General features: G+C 35.2%; 12 protein-coding genes and 1 pseudogene. 9 read left to right on the top strand and 4 right to left on the bottom strand.

The genetic code is table 11. The annotated features are described in order from the left end of the window. Positions 1 to 101: 101 nt before the first annotated feature. From OZP07_RS14780 to capB, 3 genes and pseudogenes are all read right to left on the bottom strand, one after another. Entirely contained in the window at positions 102 to 1,307 is a 1,206-nt protein-coding gene (locus OZP07_RS14780) for an IS4 family transposase (RefSeq protein ID WP_281635697.1), read from the bottom strand. Between the two features lie 84 nt (positions 1,308 to 1,391). Beyond that, a pseudogene (locus OZP07_RS22270) lies at positions 1,392 to 1,493 on the bottom strand (hypothetical protein); the annotation flags it as partial. A 212-nt stretch (positions 1,494 to 1,705) separates the two neighbouring features. Then, on the bottom strand, positions 1,706 to 2,968 hold the full coding sequence (gene capB, locus OZP07_RS14775; RefSeq protein WP_281635696.1) for a cysteate-C-fatty acyltransferase: 1,263 nt from the start codon (positions 2,966 to 2,968) through the stop codon (positions 1,706 to 1,708). An 837-nt stretch (positions 2,969 to 3,805) separates the two neighbouring features. Here capB and OZP07_RS14770 point away from each other — a divergent pair. From OZP07_RS14770 to OZP07_RS14730, 9 genes are all read left to right on the top strand, one after another. Beyond that, the gene (locus OZP07_RS14770; RefSeq protein WP_281635695.1) at positions 3,806 to 4,864 is read left to right on the top strand and encodes a cellulase family glycosylhydrolase; all 1,059 of its coding nucleotides are present in this window, start codon (positions 3,806 to 3,808) and stop codon (positions 4,862 to 4,864) included. A gap of 1,235 nt (positions 4,865 to 6,099) precedes the next feature. Beyond that, a complete protein-coding gene (locus OZP07_RS14765) occupies positions 6,100 to 9,303 on the top strand; it encodes a SusC/RagA family TonB-linked outer membrane protein (protein WP_281635694.1) in 3,204 nt (1,067 codons plus the stop codon). A gap of 10 nt (positions 9,304 to 9,313) precedes the next feature. Then, entirely contained in the window at positions 9,314 to 11,203 is a 1,890-nt protein-coding gene (locus OZP07_RS14760) for a RagB/SusD family nutrient uptake outer membrane protein (protein ID WP_281635693.1), read from the top strand. Positions 11,204 to 11,248: 45 nt separating this feature from the next. Beyond that, positions 11,249 to 14,272: a SusC/RagA family TonB-linked outer membrane protein gene (locus OZP07_RS14755; RefSeq protein WP_281635692.1), complete on the top strand. Its 3,024-nt coding sequence runs from the start codon at positions 11,249 to 11,251 to the stop codon at positions 14,270 to 14,272. A gap of 28 nt (positions 14,273 to 14,300) precedes the next feature. Beyond that, positions 14,301 to 16,037: a RagB/SusD family nutrient uptake outer membrane protein gene (locus OZP07_RS14750; RefSeq protein ID WP_281635691.1), complete on the top strand. Its 1,737-nt coding sequence runs from the start codon at positions 14,301 to 14,303 to the stop codon at positions 16,035 to 16,037. 50 nt (positions 16,038 to 16,087) lie between these two features. Next, the gene (locus tag OZP07_RS14745) at positions 16,088 to 17,119 is read left to right on the top strand and encodes a DUF5627 domain-containing protein (protein WP_281635690.1); all 1,032 of its coding nucleotides are present in this window, start codon (positions 16,088 to 16,090) and stop codon (positions 17,117 to 17,119) included. A gap of 145 nt (positions 17,120 to 17,264) precedes the next feature. Then, positions 17,265 to 18,938, top strand: coding sequence for an endo-1,4-beta-xylanase (locus tag OZP07_RS14740; RefSeq protein ID WP_281635689.1), 1,674 nt, complete (start codon positions 17,265 to 17,267; stop codon positions 18,936 to 18,938). A gap of 6 nt (positions 18,939 to 18,944) precedes the next feature. Beyond that, positions 18,945 to 20,183 carry a cellulase family glycosylhydrolase gene (locus tag OZP07_RS14735; protein ID WP_281635688.1) on the top strand — a complete coding sequence of 413 codons (1,239 nt, stop codon included), beginning with the start codon at positions 18,945 to 18,947 and terminating at the stop codon, positions 20,181 to 20,183. Between the two features lie 454 nt (positions 20,184 to 20,637). Then, positions 20,638 to 21,195, top strand: a complete 558-nt coding sequence (locus OZP07_RS14730; protein WP_194640273.1) for a transposase — start codon at positions 20,638 to 20,640, stop codon at positions 21,193 to 21,195. 380 nt (positions 21,196 to 21,575) lie between these two features. Here OZP07_RS14730 and OZP07_RS14725 read toward each other — a convergent pair whose 3' ends face one another. Continuing rightward, on the bottom strand, positions 21,576 to 25,652 hold the full coding sequence (locus OZP07_RS14725; protein WP_281635687.1) for a hybrid sensor histidine kinase/response regulator transcription factor: 4,077 nt from the start codon (positions 25,650 to 25,652) through the stop codon (positions 21,576 to 21,578). Positions 25,653 to 25,766 lie beyond the last annotated feature (114 nt).

The raw sequence follows: 25,766 nt of genomic DNA, 5'->3' as shown, positions 1-25,766 counted from the left end.
TTTCTTTTTTGGTTTAGTGCTATAAAAGTACAGAATTTTTATGCGCTGTCTGTGCTGGTTCTTATGAAAATATAAACTTTCAGAATAGCCCCGATTACAGCCTACCGTGTGGACACATCTAAAAACAATTGCCATCCCTCCATTATTGAAGCAAATTTCTGTATTCCGATAGAGAAAGTGGTTATTCCTGGTTTTCTCCCACTTGCATATCCTTTCCATCCACCAAGCCTTGCAATAACCCAAACATATCTTTTTAAATCCTTTTGGATATGAGGATTTTTTAATTTTTCTGTTTTTCCTTCTAATTTTATCATTTGATATTCTAAACATTCAAGTTCTTGATCTGAAAAACAACTTCTCGCTTCTATTTCTTCCTCTGGAATACTATATGCTATTTGCATTAAAAATAGTTTGACAATTGTCTCCATCATCATTAAAGACAATTTTCGAATAGATTTTGCAGAACCTAATTCGCTTGCTTCTATATTAAATCCTTCCTTTTTTAGAATTCTAAAAACCTCTTCTATAATCCATCTACAAGTATACCATTCGATACATTTTAAGGCTGTGTCTAGGTCTAAGACTTTAATGGTTGTTAGTAATCTCCAGCATATTGGATTATCAATGTTATCGCCAATTTCTTTTGCTTCGATGATATATAAATCAAGGCTTTTGGGTGCATTCTTTGAAACTAAATCATTTTTTTGGATAGTTACTTCAGAAAATCTAACTTCTAAGGTAGCTTCCCGTTTGTTTATATTTCTTCTTTTATCACCTTCTAATTCTATCGTATATTTCCCTTTAAGAGGTTCATTGGCTATAAAACTAAACAATTTAACCTTGTTTAGTAGCGTTCTGTTTGCTCTTGCTCTTACCAATAATTCCGTCTTTTGATCTGGAATCATTGCAAATTGCTCATAAATATCACCTTCTCGATCCTGAATGATGATGACTTTTTTTGATTTCTCTAAAACTTCCTTGGATTTTTGGGAAGATTCTATCCATTTATAAGATTCCTTTTCTTCAATTGGAAGCAAATTATAATTCCTTTCCTTTTTTGTAAGTTTCTCTAAAGGCCTGTTCCATATTTTTACATCTGAAAAGCCATACGGAACAAAACTATAAGCATCTATAACGAAACTAGGATGCAGTAAAAATCCAATTCCTCCTTTTGCTGCAGCATTAGTCAATCCTATAAATTCGTCTTTTTTAACTCTGTTTTTATGATTATATAAATTGATCTCACTTGTGTCCTGTATACATAAAACTGTTTTGTCTTGAGCTGAAAAACAGCAGTTTGCTGACATGTTTTTAATTAATTTCGATTCTGAAACTCTTTTGTTCTGCAAGAAACGATAAACTGCTTTACATTCTGAATCGCTTTGTGTAAGCTGACGTACCGAATGAACACAATTATGAAATAAACTATCTAATATTAAATTACTCCTTTTTAATAGTCGAGAATCATCAATGTCTGTAAAATATCTTCGCATATTATATCTTTATTTAGTGATAAAAATAACGAAATTGTATTTGTGTCCACACGGTAGGATTACAGCGGCATCCTGTGGTCCTGGGGTTCAGGACCACAGATATAGCGAAAAGCGGGACTGAACCTGATCAAATATACTGATGTTCTGCTCCCCAAAAAAAAATCCATCAGCCTTTTGACCGATGGATTTTTTATATGTAAGGTTGCTTATTGTTAAGCTTCCATATCAACAGTAGTTTTGCTTGCGATTTCTTTGTAAGTACCGTTTGTTAATTTCTCACGGATAGCTTCGAAAGCAGACAAAGTCTCGTCAATGTCTTGTAGAGTGTGAGAAGCTGTCGGAATCATACGCAATAAAATGATTCCTTTTGGGATTACTGGATACACCACGATCGATAGGAAAATACCGTAGTTCTCTCTCAAATCGTTTACCATAACCATTGCTTCCGGGATACTTCCTTCCAAGTAAACAGGAGTGATGCAGGTGTTGGTGTCACCAATGTTGAATCCTCTTTGTTTCAAACCGTTTTGCAGTGCGTTTACGTTTACCCAAAGTTTGTCTTTGATTTCCGAAGACTGGCGCAGTAATTCCAAACGTTTCAACGAACCGATAGTCTGGATCATTGGTAACGCTTTGGCAAACATCTGTGAACGCAGGTTGTATTTTAAATAATCGATAACGTCTTTGTCAGCAGAAACGAAAGCTCCGATATTCGCCATAGATTTGGCAAAAGTCGAGAAATAAACATCGATTCCGTCCTGACATCCTTGCTCTTCACCTGCTCCGGCACCTGTTTTTCCAAGTGTTCCAAAACCGTGTGCATCGTCAACTAGTAAACGGAAATTGTATTTTTCTTTCATTGCTACAATTTCTTTCAGTTTTCCCTGCTGTCCGCGCATTCCAAAAACACCTTCGGTAATGAATAAAATCCCTCCGCCTGTTGTTTCGGCAAGTTTTGTAGCACGTGCCAGGTTTTTTTCCATGCTTTCGACATCGTTGTGCTTGTAGGTAAAACGTTTTCCGCTGTGTAAACGAACACCGTCGATAATACAGGCGTGAGCGTCAACATCATATACAATCACGTCGTTTCTGGTAACCAAAGCATCGATGATAGAAACCATTCCCTGGTAACCGAAATTCAATAAATAAGCTGACTCTTTCATTGTAAAAGCAGCCAATTCCTGTTCTAACTGCTCATGATATTTAGTGTGACCGCTCATCATACGCGCTCCCATTGGAGCTGCTGCTCCAAATGCAATTGCTGCATCAGTATCAGCCTGACGCACTTCTGGGTGATTCGCAAGACCCAAATAGTCGTTTAAACTCCAGTTCAAAATATCTTTCCCCTGAAACTTCATTCTTGGTCCTAATTCTCCTTCTAATTTAGGGAAAACAAAATAACCTTCAGCCTGTGAAGCCCATTTTCCCAGCGGACCTTTGTTGTTTTGAATTCTTTCAAATAAATCTTTTACCATAATATATATTCTGTAGTACTATTAATTTTAAGTCCCGTTACAAAGTTCCGGAATCGGGAGCAAAAATAATTATTTATAATGTATTAGCATCTTGAAAGTAAATTTATTTTTAGAAGCTGGCTGCTTTGATAATCTGCTTCGCTTGGATTCTATTGTTTGCTGTTTCTGATGTAGCTGCTGTAGTTGTTTTTGGATACGGCTGCACAGGAAATAATAGGTTTATTGTTATTATGTGCAGCTAATAAATTGGATATTCATAGATAATGCTTTTTAGAAATATAAAGTGCTTTTTACCTCACCCCTCCGGTCTTCTCCAATCGAGAGGGGGTAATTGGATTGTTTACTGCTTCTAAATGATGGAATATATGTTTTTGTGTGGTCTTTAGTTGTTGAATATTTGTTGTGTTAGTGTAATTATTGATTATTAACTATTTAATTAAGTTATTTTTTTTACAATGTGTTTTTTTATTGGTAAAAAATTATGAATTTCTAATTTAACCCTCTTTATTTTCCAATTTGTCCCTGCTGATCGGTTTATGTAATACTTTACTTTGTAATTGAAGTTTTAGTTGTGTGACTACAGCTTATACTATTACTATTTATTAACGAAACCAATTAAAAGACCATGAACCGACCTTATGATTAATTACTGCAGTGCACTGTTATAAAGATTTTTTTTGCTGATTTCAAGAAAAGAAATTTCAAATAAAAAGAGTCTGGATACTTAATGCATTATTTAAACTATTATTCAAATACCGTAAAAAAAGATTGGTACTGATATAGTGGTTTGAACTGAATACTAGAAAATTAATTTAACAATTTAAACATTTTATGTAAATGAAAAAAAAGTATGTACTTATGCTGGGCATTATTTTATGTGCCTGTTCAAAAGATGAGGTTGCGGAAGTTAATCAGACAAGCGCAACAGCTGCTCCTGCAACTGAAAATACGGTGATAAAAAGCAGTTCTTTGACTGCTAAAGTTGGAGCCGCATCCATTGCCGGATTAAACTGGGCTGACGGAAGAGATAATTTTGTAGACGGCTGGGTGATTATTTCGGGGCTTGAAGCAGGAGACAGTTATGCAACAGTTGTCGCTAAAACCGATGCTGTTTTGAATGGTTTTACAAGTAAAATAAGCGGTGTTAATACAATCCGCATCCCGATTAATCCTCCTTCGGTTGCTGAGAGCTGGTGGGCTAGTTATCAAGGGGTAATCGATAAAGCGACAAGCAAAGGCTGGAAAGTTATTATTGCCTGCTGGGAATCATCTTCGTCTAAAGACGGTATTATTGATAATACGACAGCCTTTTGGAGCATGTGGAATACGGTAATAACTAAATATCAAAGTAATAGTAATGTATATTTTGAGCCTTTTAATGAGCCTCATGGGTATACTTTGGCTCAATTAACTGGTATTTATGCCCAATTTCTTTCCAATTATCCAAATGTTCCAAAAGCAAGAATAGTTCTGGATGGTATAGGATATTCTGAGAATGTTACTGGAGTGGGGGCTGACAGCCGTTTCAACGGCTGTTTACTTGGATTACACAATTATGCCTTTTGGGCTACAAGATCTGTTACTCAATGGAGGGCTGACTGGCGTAGCCGGATAGGGAGTTATGGCAGCCGCACGGTTATTACTGAATTTGGTGCTACAATGAACTCTGGTAAAGATTACCAAAATGGAAATCAGACCGATAATGAAATTGCCTATATAGTTGCAACCAGTGATGTATGCAGGACTGATAAGATTGCCAGCGTTTACTGGCCAGGTCTAAGAGATGGTGACTCTTATAGTGTATTTAACAGAGGAGGCAGCGGTACGAATATTTCTATTAACACTGTTAATAGTTCCGGTGTATTCCGTATACGATACGGCTGGGGGGAGAATTGATGCTAAGTTTGAGTATAAACTTCACCCTGGGATCCTTTCCAGAGGAGAAATTTAATGTTTAGAGTGATTATTTGAATGGAGGAAGGCCTGATACGGCCTTCTTTTTTTTATGTTAAAAAGCTTTGCTTAGCGTATAAAAGTAAGTAAATACTCTTTTTTTATCGGAATAATTTATATTTTACTTTCAGTAATAGTGTACGGTTTTTAGTTTTTCCTTTATCAATAGGTTTTACATTAGTAAATTTTTCTTAGCATTTTAGCTTCCGTATAGGAATAGATTTTGGTTTTATCAAAACGAAAAATTATTTGGAAAATAGTATTTTCAAATAAAGAAGGTATATTTTGATTCATCTGTCAATTTGAAATGATATTGTCTTTATAAATTAGACAGCTTCTTTAAGAAATAACCGCAATCTGTCTTTCTCTCCTCTTATTTATAAAACATAAGCTTAGTCTTGTAAAACTCATTAATGCGGGACAGTTTTCTGCAGTTTGTTACATTTTATTTTCATATGTAACGTAGTGTAAAGTATCTGTAACAAACGAATAGTCTGCCTCTGTTTTTAATAAATACTTTTGAATCATCTAATTTTTTATTGATTATAAAAAAAAAACAGGTTTTATTTTTAATATCAATAATTATGTTCTTAAAACCTGAAATTGTTCGTATCACATGATTTGGTGTTTCTGTTTCTTTTCAAAATTTATTAAAGCAATATTTTTTAAATGAGAAACAGCATTGGTCTCCAAGACAGAAATAGGCAGCAGTTTTAAATATTTGATTTTTGATAAAAACATTAGTAAACAAATTGCATTTAATGAAAAAAACAACCAAACAAACAACCAAGAATTTATTAACCATTATGACCAAAATTTTATTTTTTCGAAAAACTTTTTTAAGGTCTGCTTTTTTTTGCCAGCCTTTAATCCTCAAACCTTATGAGGAATGTAAAAACAGTAAAACACAAAAACGATTCAAAAAATTTTTGAGTAGCAGCTTGAGTCTGGATGCAGAGAGCTTTGTCAAGACCATTTATAATCCACAAATCCAAATGATCTCGCTTAAGCATTGATAATTTGAATATGGGATTATAAATAACAGCCTGAATTAAAATAAGAATATTATCAATTTCCGGCTAAAAATATAAAATTAATTTAATCAAGTCTGTATCTGTTTATCAGCAGTATTGATAACAGTATAAAGTATGGATCAAGTTCAAAAATATTTAAATAACATGAAAATAAAATTATCTAAAATTCTAAACGGAGCTATGTATCTGCCTTTAGGAGTTTTGTTTCAGTTTTTGTTTATCACCCAATTATCAGCTGCAGAGAAGGACTTCTCTGGTTCAAGATATGTTGTAAACAGTAACATTAAGCAGCAAATTACAGTTACAGGAAAGGTAACGTCGTCAGAAGACGGCAAAGGTGTTCCAGGGACTACAGTTTCAGTAAAAGGCGAAAAAAATTTGAGTGTTTCCACAGATTTCGATGGAAGATATACCATTAATGTGCCGTCTGATGCTGTTTTGGTATTCAGTTTTGTAGGATTTAAAACGGTTGAAAGATCAGTTGAGAATAATAAAGAAATCAATGTGGTACTGACACCTGAGAAAACTTCCTTAGATGAGGTTATTGTAGTAGGGTATGGAAAACAGAAAAAAGCAAGTTTAGTAGCAGCAATTACCCAAGTTTCCGGAAAAGTTCTGGAACGTGCCGGCGGTGTTCAAAGTATTGGTGCTGCATTGACAGGTAATGTGCCGGGTTTGATAACATCAGCCAGTTCAGGTATGCCAGGAGAGGAAGATCCTCAGCTTTTTATACGTGGTGCAAGTACCTGGAATAATGCACAGCCTCTTATTCTTGTTGACGGTGTAGAACGTCCAATTAATAGTGTTGAGATTACTTCGGTAGAATCTGTTTCGGTATTAAAAGATGCATCAGCGACTGCGGTTTATGGGGTTAGAGGTGCAAATGGAGTAATACTTATTACTACCAAGAGAGGCCAGTCTGGTAAAGCATTAATAAGAACTACTTTTAATACGACCGTGAAAACTCTTTCTAAATTACCTGCTAAGCTGGATTCTTATGACGGGTTAATGGTTAAAAACAGTGTCATCGAAAACGAGCTGGCATTGAGTCCATCAAGCTGGGCTGATTACGTTCCTCAGGCTATTATTAATAAGTATAGATATCCAGCAAATGTAGCAGAATCTGAGCGCTATCCTAATGTAGACTGGCAGGATGCTTTATTTAAGGACTATGCGATGTCTTATAATGCAAGTTTAAATGTAAGCGGCGGTACTAAATCTGTTAAATATTTCGCATCAGCAGATTTTTTAAGAGAAGGCGATATGTTTAAAAAATATAATAATAATAGGGGGTATGATCCCGGATATGGTTATAACCGTCTGAATGTTAGAAGTAATTTAGATTTTCAAATTACTTCTAGTACAGTGTTTAAAGTTGGTCTTGCTGGTTCCCGCGGTATCAAGAAAAGTCCTTGGGGTGCATCAGGAGGCGAATATACCATGTGGGATGCTGCATATTCAACAGCTCCAGATGTTTTCCTGCCATATTATGAGGATGGTTCTTGGGGGTATTATGCTCCAAATCAAGGAAAAGCATCAAATTCTGTAGCGAATCTAGCGAGAAGCGGTGTTCAATATGTGACTACAACAAGATTAAACACAGATTTTACACTCGAACAAAGTTTTGACAAATGGGTAAAAGGGTTAAGTTTTAAAGGAATGGTCGCCCTAGATAATTCATTTGTAGAAGGAGACAGAGGAATAAGTGATTTGTATAATGATGCACAGGAAAAGTATATAGATCCAGTTACCGGCGTAGTACTTTTCAAAAAAGCTTATGATTCTAATAACAGGTTTGATTTTCAAGAAGGCGTTAAATGGAGTACCACTGGAGGTTCAGTGAGAGATTGGAATACTTATCGTAAACTTTTTTATCAATTACAGTTAAATTATCAGGCAAAGATTGCTGATAATCATCATATAACCGCTTTGGGGCTTTTTAGCAGGGATCAGTATGCGTCGGGAAGCGAGATTCCTCATTATAGAGAGGACTGGGTATTCCGTACTACTTATAATTATGCCGATAAATATTTTATTGAATATAATGGAGCTTACAATGGATCTGAAAAGTTCAACGAGAATAATCGTTTTGCATTTTTCTCTTCTGGCGGTCTAAGCTGGATTATTTCGAAAGAAAATTTTATGAAGAGTACTGATTCGTTTCTTGATCTATTAAAGATTAGAGCCACTTATGGAGAGATCGGTGATGATAATATTAATGGCAGATGGCTTTATCAATCCCAATGGGCATATGGCGGTAATTCTGTTTTAGGAACAACCGGTGAGTCAGCAGAGGCAAGTCCTTATACTTGGTATAAGCAGGCAACTGTTGGTAATGAAGATGTGCACTGGGAAAAAGCAAAGAAAAGTGATATAGGTGCTGATTTTTCTTTCTTTAAAGGATTTGTTACTGGTACGTTTGATTATTATAAAGAAGACCGAACTGATATTTTATTAGCAGGAGGCAGCAGGGCAATCCCTTCTTATTATGGAGCTGTCGCACCGGTTGCAAATTTAGGTCGAGTTCAAAATAAAGGTTATGAATTAGAATTAAAGTTCAATCGTACTTTTGGGAATGGTTTGAATTTATGGTGGACCACTAATTTCACTCACACAAAAAATAAAATAATAAGTGCAGATAATCCTGGATTACTGCCTAATTACCAAAAAAGCGAAGGATATTCTATTGGTCAGGCTCATTCGTATGTAAGCCAAGGTTACTACAATACTTGGGATGAGTTATATGCTAGTACAATTCACAGTACAAATGATGCGGCAAAACTTCCAGGGAATTTTAATATCCTAGATTATAATGGAGACGGTGTTATTGATTCTAAAGATAATATTCCTTTCGGCTATACAGGAACACCGCAAAATACTTATAACAATACAGTTGGTGTTAACTGGAAAGGTTTCAGTGCCTTTGTGCAGTTTTATGGTGTAAATAATGTTACCAGACAAGTTGTTCTTACCAGTTTATCAGGCCAAAATCATGTTGTGTACGATCAAGGATCCTACTGGTCAAAAGATAACACAGATGCAGTTCAGCCTGTTCCGCGCTGGCTGGCTACCGCTAGTGAGTATAACAACGGGAGCAGATACATGTATGACGGATCTTACCTTCGTTTGAAAAATGCTGAAATCGCTTACACTTTCGACGGAAAAACAAATTGGATTAAATCGTCTGGACTTCAAAGCATACGATTTTATTTAAATGGAAATAATTTGTTTTTATGGTCTAATATGCCCGATGACAGAGAAGCAAATTATGCAGGAACCGGCTGGGCATCACAAGGTGCTTATCCAACTGTAAAAAGGTTCAATTTAGGAGCTAACATTATATTCTAAAATTACAACTATGAAGAATTATATTAAAATACTATCAAAGTACAGCTTAATTATAAGTTTGCTTTTACTTTCAGGATCCTGTAATGAGTATCTTGAAAAATCTCCTGATTCAGATATATCTCCTGAAGAGGCTTTCAAAAATTTTGAAAATTTTCAAGGATTTACTGAAGAATTGTACCAAAGCATTCCTGATTTTACCAATGGATATTGGACAAATTCATGGAATTGGGGAGAAGATGAAATTCAGTCTACAGCCCGTGATTTCCACTTTATATGTAAAATCGATAAAGGAGATTTTTGGGGCTGGCAAAGAGAATATGACGGATGGCAGGCTGGCTGGATAAACAGAAATACTGTCAGCACAGATAATGACCGTATGCATAAGGATTTGTGGACATTAGGCTGGGCAGGCATCCGTAAAGCCAATATTGGTCTTGCCAATATTGATAAAATGACTGAATATACCCAAGAAGAAAAGGATTTAATCAAAGGACAGTTACTGTTTTTTAGAGGATGGTTTCATTTCGAGTTTATGCAGTATTTTGGAGGTCTTCCTTATATTGACGAAGTACTTCCTAGTGATCAGCCGCTTAAACTGCCAAGACTTAGCTACCAAGCGTGTGCTGACAAAGCTGCTGCCGATTTCAGAGCTGCTGCTGACTTGCTTCCTGTTAATTGGGATAATACAGTTATTGGAAAAAGAACATTAGGAAAGAATGAGCTTCGTATCAATAAAATAATGGCTCTTGGCTATTTAGGTAAAAATTATTTATGGGCGGGAAGTCCGTTGATGAATAAAGTATCTACAGGGAATGCTGCTTATAATGCAGAATATTGTAAAAAGGCGGCTGCAGCTTTTGCAGAATTATTAACTATTACTGAAAGCGGTACTTCACAATATAAATTAATGCCGTTTGCAAAATACAGCGATAATTTTTATACAACCGGAAGTAACTGGAAAATGCCAGGCGGTACTGAAGCTATTTTTAGAGGTCCGTACTGGGGAGCAAACGGATCTAACTGGGGTACTTCTAAGCAGTATCAGCCAGCACCTCAGATATGTGACGGGGATGTAAAATTCCTTCCTACAGCTAATTATGTTGATAATTATGGAATGGCGAATGGAAAACCTATTAAAGATATAACTAAAGCTGATGCAGATTCAGGATATGATCCAAGATATCCTTGGAAAGGCCGTGATCCGCGTTTTTACAATGACATTGTATATGATGGTGTAAAATGCGTTACAGGTTCTATTCCAGCTGCTGAAGAAAGCAACCGTTATGCAAACCTTTATACAAACGGCAGCTACCGAAATATAAGCACAGGAAGCAGAACTGGTTATCTGCTGTATAAGTTTATTCCCAGAAGTGCAAATAAGTTTGATGATGGATTTGGATACGGTAATAACTTAAATATCCACCTTCCCTGGATGCGTCTGTCTGATATCTACATTATGTATGCTGAAGCTGCAGCGCAGGGTTATGGCTCAGTTACAGGAAAAGATCCAAAATATACAGGAACTGCTGTAGATGCTATAAATGTAATTCGTGACAGAGCGGGCGTTGGACACGTTGCAGCAGATTACCTAGGTTCATTAGATTTATTTATGAACGAGGTTAGACGTGAACGTGCTGTGGAGCTGAGTTTTGAAGGACACCGCTTTAATGATCTGCGCCGCTGGTTATTATTGATTCAGAGTCCTTATACAATTAAAAAATCTATTGAATTTGACCGTGCTGCTCCATTTGATGCAGCAAAGCCAAGCGAAAATAGAGTTATAAATATTCGTGAGGAAGTGATTTTGGTGAGAAACTTTAGCGAAAAGCATTATTGGCTTCCGTTAAAAAATGCAGATGTAAATATGTATTTAGAATTTTCACAAAATCCTGGATGGTAATTAAAATGATTATTTTAAAAAATTTAAAAATAAAATTATAGAATAATGAGATATATACAACTTAAAATAGTGTTATGTTTTGTGCTATTTGCTTTCTTACCTGCCAAGATTTTCGCTCAAATTGACCAAAAAATAAATTTAGCTGGAATTGTTATCGGAGCAGGAGGAAAACCACTTGTGAATGCAGCTGTTGTCAGTAAAAAAGATAATGTTAAAGCAGCTACCGATAAGAACGGGAGCTACTCAATAACCGTAACAGCTGATACAGATATTGAGTTTAGCGCTGCTGGCTATACTGCACTTGTACTAAAAGCAACAACTGCTGTAAGTGACATAAATTTAAACAAAGAGAATTCAAATTTAGTTCAGGTTGCTTTTAAGAAAGAAGAAAGCAAGGATTTAATGGGAGGTGTTTCTTTTGTAAATCTGCCTGAAATTTTAGAAAAAAACTATACAACTTATAGTTTAGATGGAGTCCAGGCTTTAATTGGAGGACTTAATGGTAATCTCTGGGGAATGAACGGCATTCTGGTGTTAGTAGATGGAGTTCCCCGTGATATTAATACAGTATTGTCTACAGAAGTTGAGCAAATCACTTTTCTAAAAGGGGTTTCAGCGGCCGCACTTTATGGAAGCCGCGCTGCAAAAGGGGCGATTTATATTACAACGAAAAAAGGGAAAGTACAAAAACAGCAGATTACAACCAGATTTGATAACGGAGTATTTGTACCAAAGAGCCTACCAAAATATTTAGGTTCTGCCGAATATATGCATTATTATAACCAAGCCCGTGTTAATGATGGTTTGGATCCAACATATACTGATGAAACCATTTATAATTATGCATCTGGTAAAAATCCATATAGATATGCTGATGTTAATTACTATTCACCAAAATACGTTAAGGAGTTTTATTTTAATTATGATGCAAATATTGAGATAACAGGAGGAAATAAATCAGCACGATACTATACTGTTGCTAATTTTTCGTCTCAGCAGGATCCTTTACAAAGTTTTGGAGAGGCTGCAAATAATAACAATAATAGATTCAATGTAAGAGGAAATGTAGATATTCAAATTAATAACCGCATTTCAGCAACAATCGGGGCAAATGCGATATACAGCAATTCCAGAGGAGTAAATACAAACTACTGGAGCAGTGCAGCTACTCTGAGACCTTATTTATTTAGTCCATTAGTACCAATCAGCATGATTGAATCAAGTGATGATGCATCAATGACTCTTGTAAAAAACAGTAACTATATAGTTGATGGACAGTATTTATTAGGCGGTACGCAGCTTAATCCTACTAACCCTTTTGCAGCTATTTATGCTGGAGGCCACACTACCTTTACAAGCCGTCAGTTTCAGTTCAATACAGGGGTTAATGTTGAGTTAGGTGATGTTATCAATGGGCTGACATTTCATACTGATTTTGCAGTAGATTATTCTAATTCGTACAGCCAGTCCTATAATAACACATATGCGACTTATGAAGCATCTTGGAATAACTATGCAGGTATAGATCAGATTACTTCCTTAACAAAGTACGGGAAGGATTCAAAAACTGGTATTGAAAACATCAGCGGGAGCTCTCTTTCTCAAACAGTTGCTTTTTCCGGGCAGTTTAATTATTTGAAAAAAATTAATGAGCAGCATAATTTATCAGCAATGCTTATTGGTTCAGGATATCAGCAGAGTCTTTCTGCTGTTTATCATAAAACAAGCAATGCTAATTTAGGTTTGAATTTATCGTACAATTTCGATCAGAAATATTATGCAGAATTTAATGGGGCATATGTTCATTCAGCCAAATTTGCTGAAGGTAATCGTGAAGGATTTTCTCCTACGATGTCTTTAGGATGGAAATTATCTGAAGAAGATTTTATGAAGGACGTGACTGCTGTTAATAATTTAAAATTGAATGTTTCAGGAGGTATTTTAAATACAGATTTAGATGTTTCAAATTATTACTTATATGAAAGTATATATAGCCAGACAGACGGACAGTGGTTCAGCTGGAGAGACGGTGCTCTTAACAGAAGTACTGATGTTAGAAGAGGTGAAAATTTAGATTTAGGTTTTGCAAAGAGAAATGAGCTGAGTGCTGGATTAGAAGGAGCCTTCTTTAAGAACTTTATAACCTTAAATACTAACTTTTTTGTTAATGAAATTAATGGAAATGTTATTCAGGCTTCAAGTTTATATCCAAATTATTTTGTTACGAACTTCCCTAACACTTCATTCCTGCCTTATATTAATTATAATGATGATAAGCGTATTGGGTTTGATTTTGATGTAAGATTCAATAAAAAAGTGGGGAATGTTGATTTAGCACTTGGATTAACAGGTACTTATGTAGATACAGAAGCTACTAAGAGAGCAGAATTATACGATGACAGTTATCAAAACAGACAGGGCAGACCTTTAGATGCACTTTGGGGCCTTAAAAGCGATGGTTTTTTTACGGATGCACTTGATATTACTAATTCACCATCACAGACTTTTGGACAAGTTAAACCAGGAGATATTAAATACATAGATCAGAATGGCGATGGTATTATTGACAATAAAGACGAAGTCTATTTAGGTAAAGCAGGCTGGTATGGAGCTCCATTTACATTTGGTATTAATTTTACGGCTAAATGGAATAATTTCACATTTTTCACAATTTTCACAGGACAAACAGGTGCTTATGCGATGAAAAACAACACCTATTTTCAAATGGATGGTGAAGACAAATATTCTATTAACGTAAGAGACAGCTGGACAGAAGAAACTAAAGAAACTGCAGTCTATCCAAGGTTATCTTCATTGAGCAGTGATAATAATTTCCGCTCTTCAGATTTCTGGATGTATAGTACCAACAGGGTAAATCTTTCTAAAGTACAGCTTACTTATGACTTTCCAAAAAAGGCACTTCAAAAAACTTTTTTTAATGAGCTTAGTGTTTATGCACTTGGATCTAATCTGTTAACTATATCTCAAAACAGAGATATTATGGAATTAAGCATCGGAGGAGCACCACAAACCAGATATTATAATCTGGGTGTTAAAGCATTATTTTAAATTTAAACACACACTTAATTTAATTATTATGAAAATAAGAATATTAATTTTTATATCCGTTCTGTTTGTTTTTTGCAGCTGTGATGATTTGATTGATCCGGCAATAGAAAACAATAGAGGGCTTGAAGATATGTATGCAGAAGCTGAATATGCGCAAGGAATTCTACTAAATGCTTATACAAGACTTCCTGGAAACAGCTGGTCATTTAATGATGTGGCAACAGATGATGCTGTATCAAATGATATAGCAAACAATTACCATAAGGTAGCGACAGGTCAATGGACTTCAAACTTTAACCCATTAGATCAATGGACCAATTCGAGAGCTGCCATTCAGTATCTGAATATTTTTCTTTCTGAAGCTGGTAAAGTACAATGGGCAAAAGATGAAAAAGTAAGTCTTTTGTTTAGAGACCGTCTGATGGGAGAAGCTTATGGATTAAGAGCTTTATACATGTATTATTTACTGCAGGCTCATGCTGGTACAGCAACTAATGATCAGCTATTGGGAGTTCCGGTGCTGTTGGCACCTGAAACTGCAAGTTCCAACTTCAATGTGGCACGTTCTTCTTTTGAAGACTGTATGAAACAATTGTATAGTGATGTAAAAAAAGCTACTGAATTACTGCCGTTAGATTTTGAAGATGCAAGTACACTGCCTCCAGGTTACGATAATTTAAGTGACTACAACCGTGTTTTTGGACAATATGCGAGACAAAGAATGTCTTCAAGAATTGCACAAGTGGTAAGAGCTCAAGCTGCTTTATTGGCTGCTAGTCCAGCTTTCAGCGCAAGAAATACAACCACTTGGGATGATGCGGCTAAATATGCCGGTGCATTATTAAACCTGAACGGCGGAGTTGCCGGAATAGCTTCTAATGGATTGAATTGGTTCAGTGATGCTGATGAGTTAAAAGCTATGGGAGCTGGAGTTAATCCGCCAGAAATTCTTTGGAGAGGTGATATTGGTGATAGTAATAATTTAGAAAGCGATAATTTTCCTCCAACTCTTTTTGGAAAAGGACGTGTCAATCCAACACAGAATTTAGTTGATGCTTTCCCAATGGCAAACGGTTATCCTATTTCTGCTGCCGGCAGTAATTATGATGCTACAAAGCCTTATGACAATCGTGATCCCCGTTTGAAAAAATTCATTTTAGTAAACCAGTCAACTGCGGGTGTGAGTAATTCTGTAATTACTACAGCTAGTGACGGTACTACAAATGATGCATTAAACAAGGTTGGTACATCTACCCGTACAGGTTATTATATGAGAAAATTATTGAGACAAGATGTGAATTTAAATCCAACTTCAATCAATAATCAGAGACATTATAAACCACGTATGAGATATACTGAACTGTATCTTATTTATGCAGAAGCTGCAAATGAAGCATGGGGACCAACCGCAACGGGAACTATAGGATTCTCTGCCTATGATGTTGTTAAAGCGTTAAGAAAAAGAGCTGGAATTGTTCAGCCTGATCCTTACTTGGAATCGATTAAAGCTGATAAAACGGAAATGCGCAGCTTAATCAGAAATGAGAGACGTTTGGAATTATGTTTTGAAGGATTCAGATTTTGGGATTTGCGCAGATGGAATTCAAATTTAAATATTTCTGCAGATGGTGATAAAATCCAAGGAGGAGTCCATCAAAAAATTACTGTTGAAAGCAGACTTTATAAAGACTATATGAAATTTGGGCCAATTCCATATTCAGAAGCTCTTAAGTTTAATGCTTTACTGCAAAACAAGGGATGGTAGAACATTAAGATTCTACTTAATGTATTAGGAAATTTAATAATTAAAGAAAAATGAAAAACAAAATATTTTTAATGCTAGCAGCTGTACTTGTCACTATGGTTTCATGTACTAATCAAGATGCAGAGTTTGATAATTTTGACCATCAGTCGGTTTATTTTGCTTATCAGTACCCTGTCAGAACGATAACATTAGGAGAAGACATATTTGATACCACTTTAGATAATCAGCACAAGTGCAAAATAATGGGAACTTTAGGCGGAGTTTACAGTAATGATAAAGATGTAACCATTGATATTGCTGTTGCAAATTCGTTACCAGCCGGTTTCTTGTTTAATGCTGGCGATAGTGAAATTATTGCTATGCCAAGCAATTACTATACACTTGCGAGTAATCAGATTGTTATCCCAAAAGGCCAGATTACCGGAGGTGTTGAGGTACAATTGTCTGATGCTTTTTTTGCAGATCCTTTATCTGTAAAAAAGACCTATGTTATTCCTCTTGAAATGAAAAAAGTAGTGAATGCTGATACTATTCTTTCAGGAAAGGCTTTAGTGTCTAATCCATCAAAAGTATTAAGTACAGACTGGAGCAGTCAGCCCAAGGACTTTATTTTATATGCTGTAAAGTATGTAAATCCTTGGGACGGCAATTATTTGAGAAGAGGTAAAGACGTTATTCTTGGAAATAATGGAAATACGGCTCTTAATAAAACAGTTGTCAGACATACTGCCTACGTAGAAACTGATCAAGTTTCTAAAATTAATACCAAATCATTAAGTACAATTGATTTTCCAGTTACTGTCAAAGATGCATCTGGAGTTAATATCAACTTTAATCTGACACTTACATTTGATAACGAAAATAAATGTACAGTCTCCGGAAGCAGTGCATTATTTACAGCAAGCGGTACAGGCAAGTTTGTGAAAAAAGGAGAGAAAAACAGTTGGGGAAGTAAAGACAGAGATGCTCTTTATCTTGATTATAAAGTTAATTTCCAGGATTTTAATGTAACTACAAAAGATACATTGGTACTGCGTGATAGAGGAGTAACTGCAGCTGTCTATAGTCCAGTTAAGAAATAAAGCCATTTAGAAGGAATATAAAATAATCCGATCCTATTTCCCTCTTCTACTATGGAGAGGGGGTGGAGGAGGTTAATAAAAAACTATTTTATATTTCTAAATGGTATAATTGAAAATTTTATTAAAAATTAAAAATTTAAAGAAGATGAATAAATTATACAAAGTACTGCTATTGTCTTCAGTTTTGATGACGGCTGCATCCTGTACAAACGATAATGTTTTAAAGTACGATTATGAAAAACCTACGAGCATTGCCAATCAGGAAGCGATTGATGTCTATTCTGATTTAAAAAGCTACGTAAATAGAACGGCTAATCCTAATTTTAAATTAGGTGCTGGTATTTCATTGAATGATTACACAAGTAAAAGCTTGATGTATAGATTAGTTAACACGAATTTTGATGAGATTACTTTGGGCTATGAAATGAAACATGGCGCAATAGTGCAGGCAGATGGGAGTCTTGCTCTTGACAATGTCAATAAATTGCTAAAAACAGCCAAAGAGGCTAATGTTACAGTTTTTGGTCATACACTCTGCTGGCATGCGAATCAAAATGCGGCATATCTCAAAAGCCTGATTGCTCCAGATATTCTATCATCAACAGGGCCAGGCTGGAACCTGATCACTGCAAATGATTTTGAGACTGCTGATGCATCCAATTATCAGGTCAATAATAATGTAATAACATCGTTTACAGCTGCAGGTCAAGGCGCTAATGGAACAGGCAGAGCACTTAAATTAACAAATGCCAGCGTGCGTGCTAATGAATGGGATGCACAGTTTTACGTTAAGTTTTCTCCAGGGGTACAAATAGGCGAAAAATACAGACTTACTATGGATATTCGCGCTGATGCTCCAGCATCATCTCCTACACAGGCACAATTAAATGTAGGGGGTTATAAGCATTGGGATTTCTTTGGTAATCTTTCATATACTGCCACATGGACAACTTATATTAAAGAGATTACGGTTACTAAGGAGATGGAAACTTGTAATACAATTGCTTTTAATCTTGGAAAAACGGCCACTAGTTTTTATTATGATAATCTTAAAATAGAAAAGTATAGCGCAACTGGAAGTGTTCAGACAAAAGATAAAACTCCAGAGCAGAAGAAAGCTATTATTGGTGATGCACTGGATAAATGGATAACAGGGATGGTTAAAAATTGTGCTTCGTATGTAACCGCATGGGATGTTGTTAATGAGCCAATGGATGATGGAAAACCGTATGAATTAAAAACTGGTGCAGGTAAAGCAAATATGGCTGCTGATGAATTCTACTGGCAGGATTATCTAGGGAAAGATTATGCAGTTGAAGCGTTTAGACTTGCTAGAAAAAGCGGTAATGCAACGGATAAATTATTCGTCAATGACTACAACCTTGAGTATAGTACTGATAAATGTAAAGGTCTTATCCAATATGTTAGTTATATTGAAAGTAAAGGACAAAAGGTTGATGGTATAGGTACTCAGATGCATATTACAATCAATTCTGATAAAGCCAAAATTGAAACAATGTTCCAATTGCTGGCAGCTACGGGTAAACTTATAAAGGTTTCAGAACTAGATGTTGCTGCAGGCCTTAATCCAACAGAATTTGACCTTAGAAAACAAGCTGATATGTATAAATACGTGGTGGATATGTATGCAAAATATATTCCGGTAAGCCAGAGATACGGAATTACTGTTTGGGGATTAATAGACAGTAAATCTGATTCTTCATGGCTGCCAGACCAGCATCAAGGTTTGTGGGATCTTAAGTACACACGTAAATTTTCTTATGCAGGTTTTGCTGAGGGACTTAAAGGAGCAAAGTAATAAATTATGAAATTCAATTTATTATTTACAGGAATAATTTTGCTTGTATTTTTAAGTTGCGGAAAGGATGATGTTCCTGTAAAGGATACATCTTCAATTGAGGCTGCGGTATCGTGGCCTCAAAAAACTCCGCAGCTTAAGGTAGATGGCAGGTTTTTGAAAGATCCATGCGGTAATAAAGTTTCACTGCATGGAGTTGCCATTACTCCAAGTCCTTGGTTTAATGGATGTGCCGCTGGACAGTGCAGATGGGATAACTATAATGTAACGGGCTGTTTAAATTACAATAATGGTGTAATTGACAAGCTTTCAAATAGTAAGAATGAAGATTGGTATTTAAATTATATCAGGCTGCATATTGACCCGTATTGGTCTAATAATCCAGGTGCCGCCACAAAAGGAGAAGATGATATCTCTCAATTTAATTTTGAGCGATTTAAATTGGCTGTTGATCAAGTTATTATTCCGCTTATTCAGCATGCTAAGTCAAGAGGAATGTATGTAATACTCCGTCCTCCTGGTGTTTGTCCTCAGAAAATTGATGTTGGTGACGATTATTATAATTATTTATTTAAGATCTGGGATTACTTGTCCAATCATTCCAGTTTGAAAAATGCAGAAAATGTCATGTTCGAATTAGCCAATGAACCCATTACGATTAAAAGTACAAATGGGGATTTTGGCAGTAATACTCAGCCACATTTTGATGCTTTGAAACTGTTTTTTCAGCCAATGGTTAATAAGATACGGTCAAATGGAGCGAACAATATTATTTGGATTCCTGGTTCCGGATATCAGTCGCAGTATAAAGGATATGCCGTAAACCGAATTGAAGGGACAAATATTGGATATGCTGTACATATCTATCCAGGATACTGGGGCAGAGATAATAATGATCCTATGGTTTTTAGGGCAAATTGGAATGAAAATATTAAACCGGTTGCTGATTTTGCCCCGATAGCTGTTACAGAAATTGATTGGGCTCCTGCAGGATATGATGTCTGGGGAAAAGGCGGAGTAACCGGAACAGCAGGACAAAGAGGGTTTGGAGCTAATTTTAAAACTTTGGCCGATGAGTCTGGAAATGTTATATGGAACCTGCTGTCTCCTGAAAATCTTATTGATAAAGGATCTTTGGATGGAGGAATTGCATATAACAGTGATCCTGAGGCTTGTGCTTTTCCTGTTCATAAATGGTTTAAAGAATATGCAAAGAAATCAGTCATATGCAGTTCGGTAAAATAAACTGGTTGTTTTTTATTGTGGTTTTAACTAACGATTAGTTGTTAAGTAGGTGTGGTTTGAATATCCCATAGGTCTTAATTAGTAAAGCAAAATAAAATTTGCTTAATAGTAAGGCCTTAAGGGGTATTCTATTTAAATTTTTTGTTATTGTTTCTTTTATTGGTCAAACCAAGCTGATTTGGCTGAAAATCCGAATAGGAGCTATTGTAATATATTGTGACAGACCGCAAACTCTTTCAAATGCCCACTTACTGGAGCAATGTGCTCCAAAATAGTAAAAAATGGTTTTGCACCCCTTAAAACCAGAATTAAAAATACCTCCCTGTATTGAGAATCAGACAGGAAAAACCGATTAGACTGCTGGCAAATGATGTTCAGACTTAATTAAGTAACATCAAATAATTTATTTCAGATTATATAAAAGACTTTTTGTTTACAATAAAATAGTAAGAATATGGAAATTACATTAAATGGAGAGAATGTTTTAGACTTTGTAAAAATATTTCCAGACGACGATAGCTGCCGGGAATTTATTGCCAATGAAAAATGGAAAGACGGCTATAAATGTAAGCGCTGTGAGAATACAAAGTATGTTTATTTTGAAAAACATAATAAAAGAGAATGTACTAAATGCAGGTATAATGAGAGTCCGACAGCAGGTACTCTTTTTCATAGAGTGAAATTTGGAATTCAAAAAGCATTCTGTATAGTCTTTGAAATGGCTTATACCAACCAAGCAGTGTCGTCAATCCATATTGCAAAACGATATGAAATAACTCAAAAGACTGCATGGTTATTCATTCAAAAAGTAAAACTTGCTATAAAGGCTTCTAAAAAAGATCCTATGAATGACAAACTGCAGATTAATAATTTTGGGATTGGAAGAACAGAAATAAGTGGAAAGAGTTTTGGACAAAAGTCCGATGCCGTCTGCGATATTACCCTAACAGAGGAAGGGGAAATAAATGAGGCTATAAAGATGTTGTTAATGATTATTCTGCAAAGCCGATAAATCAGCGTTTTATTGGTCTCAATTAGAGTTTAAAACTATACACTTTCAGCGCATCTTGCTTTAGCTTCTAAAAAAATTTTGCCACAGATTCACAGATTTTAAAATCATTTTTTATCTGTGAATCTGTGGCAAAATTTCATCAATTTTCGCAATCCAATCTTGCAGTTTCAGTCAGCCTAACAATCGAACTCAGGTTATTAGTCTTAAAAAAAGTTAAAACTATGTACTTTGCGACATTTTGCTTTAGCTTCTGAAAATTATTTGCAGCCTTTGAGACTGCTAAATTAACTCATTAACATTCAGGGTAATATAGAGGTGGTTTGATTCATTTTCTCATTAATATTTTCTGTAAATTCAGTGCTTAACGGCACATTTGTGCTTTAAATATTTGAAACTTTATCAGTCTGTCCATTTTTTTTAAGTTTTTCTTCCATGTACTCTTTTGGCGCTGTTCCATAGAACTGTTTGAAACTTGTTGAGAATTTAGAAACATTTGAAAAGCCTACAAGGTAAGCCACTTCCGAAATATTCATCTGTTTGGAAGCCAATAGTTCACCCGCCTGTTTCAGCCTGATGTTGCGTATGAGATCTCTTGATGACTGATTCGTTAATTCTTTTAATTTCCTGTGCAGATGTACTCTGCTTATTCCAATTTCAGACGCGATCATTTCTACATTTAAATTTGGATCACTGAGATTTTTATTGACAAAATTCATTATTTTCTGAATTAGTTTTTCGTCAGAAGATTCCATTGTGATTTTTTTGATTTTATCCTCCTGTGCCTGATTGCCGCTGTAATTATTTTTTAATAATTCTCTTGTTCGGATAAGATTTAGTACCGTCTTTTTTAATATCTCCATGTTAAACGGCTTGGTAATATATGCATCTGCACCAATGTTGAGTCCTTCTAACTGATCATGATCGTGTGAATTTGCAGTTAACAGAATCACAGGAATATGATTAATGTTAATGTTTTTCTTTACTTTACGGCAAAATGTAACACCGTCCATTACAGGCATTTTAACATCGCTTATAATAAGATCCAAAGAATCTTTTAAAACTATTTCCAGAGCCTCTTTACCATTAATACTGGTAACAACTTTGTAATGCGCTGCTAGTTCTTTAAATAAATACTCTCTGATTTCGTCATTGTCATCGACAACTAAAATTCTTTTTTTACTAGTTGTACTAATAAAAGACTGATCAACAGGTTCTAATGAAGGTATCTGTAAAGCAGACAAGACCAAATTGTTAATTCGCTCATGAGTATTATCCTCATCCTCTTTTTCTACTTCCATATCCTCTGTTCTCATTGGAAGCTGTATAATAAAACGGCATCCTGGAGTTCCAATATTATTTTCAGCAGTTATGCTTCCATTGTGGAGTTCAACAATTGATCTTGTTAAGTGCAGACCAATACCAGTACCTTCAGTATGATTCAATCTGCTGTTACTGGATTGATAAAAGCGGTCAAATATTTTGGCCAGCTCGTTTTCATTTATTCCTATTCCATTGTCAGCAATAGTTATCGTAAAACAGGAAATCTCTTTATTGTCTTGATATAATTTTGAATCTCCCTCAATAAAAATTTCAATCTTTCCTTCATTAGGCACAAATTTAACTGCATTAGATAGCACATTCTGAATTATCCTGTCAAAATATTTTGGATCTATCCATGCATATAGCTCAGGCTTTTTGTAATGGAGTTCCAATTCTATATTTTTTGTCTGAATCTGCTCTTCAAACAGTAGACAGCTTTCCTGTAAGGAGTTTATGATTTCAGTCCGCTTAAGGTTCAGGGATATTTGTCCCTGATCTATTTTACGAACATCCATTACCTGATTGACCAGCTGTAGTATTTTTTCAGAATTGCGGTGCATTACCATATACGATTTCTGCCTTGTAATATCATGATCTGTACTCATTAATTTGAGCAGAGGGTTGATAACTAATGAAATAGGAGATTTTATATCATGCGAAATGTTTGTTAAAAACTGAAGTTTAGCTTCGTTTACCTGCTTGTTCTGTAAATGTTCCTGTAATTTTATTTTAGTTAATTTTCTTTGATTAATCTGCTGTACAGTAACATATGCTGCGCCAAAAAAGAATGCCCAATAAAACAATTTAGCCCATATCGAAAAATACCATGCAGGATGTACAGTTATTGTCAATTGGCGAATCCCCGAATATTTGCCATAGACTTCTGCTTTTACCTTAAAATTATAAGTTCCAGGTTCAAGATTGTTAAATGTGATATTGTTTATGCCTTGCTGCAGTTTATTCCATTTGTTGTTTTCTAAAGAGTAGAAGTAAGTTATATGCCGCTGATTGTTAAAATCCATAGTAGAAAATTCAATACTGAATGAATTGTCATCATGCCCCAAATCGACTGTTTTGGCATCAATAAGCGCACTGTTCACTATATCAAACTGATCAGATTTCATGCCTTTCTTTACCGATTTATTTTGAATATAAAATCCTGTTATATAGACATTTGTGCTTTTTTCGTTGTATTTTATCATTTCAGGGTCAAAATACGTTACGCCTTTCATTCCCCCAAAAATGATCTGGCCTCTGATGTCTTGAAAAGAGGCATTTTTGCTGAACTCATTTCCCTGAATGCCGTCATTAAAATTGAAATTGAAGAATTTTTTGCTTCGCGGACTGAAACGTGATATCCCGCTGTTAGTGCTGATCCATAGATTGCCGCTTTTATCTGATTGTATAGCAGAAATTATATTGCTGGGCAAATTATTATCGGTTGTATAAATAATTGGCTTCTCTTTTATAGGCAGGTAAATAAGTCCCTCAGATGAACCAATCCATAAATTTCCAAGTTTATCCTCATGTAAGTCGTAAATTATTTTTTTTGGAAATGTATGGTTTAGCGAGCCTTTTTTAATGAAGGTCTTAGTTTTCAGATCCATGCAGTACAGTCCGTCGTAAGTTCCAATATAAAGTTTATTGTTTTTAGCAGGCAAAAGACAGTTCACACACCAATTTCCTAAGGTATTTTTACTGTCTTTTGAATTATAGTCAGTAACTTTATGTGTAGTGAGATCCATGCAGTACAGCCCAGATCCAAGAGTACCTATCCATAATTGTTTTTTCTGATCTTCGACCAGACTGTAAATGTTTTCTACAGGTTTATTTTCTTTACTTAATATAGTATTTATAAAATCAAATTGGTTCGTGCTACGGTTAAGTTTGGCCAGCCCATGCAGGTAAGTTCCAATCCATAAATCATCATTTGAGTCTTCAAAAATGCACATAATCGCCAGCCGGCTGAAACCATTTTTTTCAAAAGTGTAATGGTATTTTTTTTTATTCTTATCTGTAATGCCATAAAGACCGCCACCGTCAGTTCCTACCCATAAAATACCTTTTCTATCTCGGAACACTGACATCACGCAGCTTGAACCAATAATGTTGTTGTTTACGGATTGGTATCCTATATAGTTAAAATTATTTTCTTTTGGAGGAATCTGCAGTACTCCCTTTTGATATAGTCCCATCCAAAGATTTCCTGCCCGGTCTTTAAGTATAGAGTGCACTTTGGACATTGAAAAATCAAAATTGGCAACATTAAAGTTAGCTACTGAAAGCTTCTTTTTTTCAGAATCATAATTATACAATCCCATTCCGTCTGTTCCCACAAGGATTTGATCATTTTTAATCAGAAATAATTTTTTGATAGGGAGCGATTTTGAATCTAAAAAGGATTCAAATTTCTGTTCAGATCTGTTGTAAATAAAAAGACCATTGTTAAGCGTACCTAAAAATAAGTTTCCTTTTTTATCTTCGCAAATACTGGTAATGTTGGTCAGATGATCTTTTAAAAGGATAAATTGTTTTAAGTTATTATTGCTGTCAATTCTCCAAAGTCCTCTGTCCTGAGTTAAAATCCATAAATTTTGATTCTTGTCTTCATAAAGATCGTGGATCATCGTTGTAGAAATCTGGATATCGAGATGTTTTGCGGCCAGGTTCTTTTTTTTAGAATCAATTTTAAAAATACCATAGCCTGAAGATCCTACTAAAATGTCACCATTTTTTCGCTGTATCATACAGCTGACATGAGGACTAAATTTTGTATCAGTATTACCAGTCATCGGAACATCCGTAAAAGAGTCCGTTGCATGATTGTAGATCTGCAACCCATCAATAAAACCAAAAAATAAATTCTTGTTTCTGTCTTCAAAAATTGATTTTATGTAGTTATTATGAACAGTTCCGGCAGTATTTTTTCTGCGTTTGTAGATAACAAACTTTGCTCCATCATAACGATTTAAACCATCTTCGGTAGCAATCCAGATATATCCCTTACTGTCTTGATACATAGAGTTTATAAGACTGCTTGATAACTGCGAATCTGAAGTATATAATATTCCTGATTGAGACTGTACTCGGCAGGAAATAAACAGTGCTATAATTATTACTATTTTAAAGATTTTCATGAAAATAATAGGTTAGAAAATTTTAATCTAAAAACGAGAGTCTTCTTAAAAACTGCTTGCAGAAGACAAGTTATAAAATGGTGAATATAGAAATCTGTAAACGTACTAAAGCAT

This window comes from Flavobacterium marginilacus (assembly GCF_026870155.1).
GTDB lineage: Bacteria > Bacteroidota > Bacteroidia > Flavobacteriales > Flavobacteriaceae > Flavobacterium > Flavobacterium marginilacus.
The sequence above is the reverse complement of the archived record's forward strand: the minus strand, read 5'-3'. Positions and strand labels throughout refer to the sequence as shown.

What these genes read in the sequence shown, in the direction of transcription:
- OZP07_RS14780 (WP_281635697.1), bottom strand. Translation starts at nt 1,307, where the DNA reads ATGTCAGCAAACTGCTGTTTTTCAGCTCAAGACAAAACAGTTTTATGT.
- capB (WP_281635696.1), bottom strand. Translation starts at nt 2,968, where the DNA reads ATGGTAAAAGATTTATTTGAAAGAATTCAAAACAACAAAGGTCCGCTG.
- OZP07_RS14770 (WP_281635695.1), top strand. Translation starts at nt 3,806, where the DNA reads ATGAAAAAAAAGTATGTACTTATGCTGGGCATTATTTTATGTGCCTGT.
- OZP07_RS14765 (WP_281635694.1), top strand. Translation starts at nt 6,100, where the DNA reads ATGAAAATAAAATTATCTAAAATTCTAAACGGAGCTATGTATCTGCCT.
- OZP07_RS14760 (WP_281635693.1), top strand. Translation starts at nt 9,314, where the DNA reads ATGAAGAATTATATTAAAATACTATCAAAGTACAGCTTAATTATAAGT.
- OZP07_RS14755 (WP_281635692.1), top strand. Translation starts at nt 11,249, where the DNA reads ATGAGATATATACAACTTAAAATAGTGTTATGTTTTGTGCTATTTGCT.
- OZP07_RS14750 (WP_281635691.1), top strand. Translation starts at nt 14,301, where the DNA reads ATGAAAATAAGAATATTAATTTTTATATCCGTTCTGTTTGTTTTTTGC.
- OZP07_RS14745 (WP_281635690.1), top strand. Translation starts at nt 16,088, where the DNA reads ATGAAAAACAAAATATTTTTAATGCTAGCAGCTGTACTTGTCACTATG.
- OZP07_RS14740 (WP_281635689.1), top strand. Translation starts at nt 17,265, where the DNA reads ATGAATAAATTATACAAAGTACTGCTATTGTCTTCAGTTTTGATGACG.
- OZP07_RS14735 (WP_281635688.1), top strand. Translation starts at nt 18,945, where the DNA reads ATGAAATTCAATTTATTATTTACAGGAATAATTTTGCTTGTATTTTTA.
- OZP07_RS14730 (WP_194640273.1), top strand. Translation starts at nt 20,638, where the DNA reads ATGGAAATTACATTAAATGGAGAGAATGTTTTAGACTTTGTAAAAATA.
- OZP07_RS14725 (WP_281635687.1), bottom strand. Translation starts at nt 25,652, where the DNA reads ATGAAAATCTTTAAAATAGTAATAATTATAGCACTGTTTATTTCCTGC.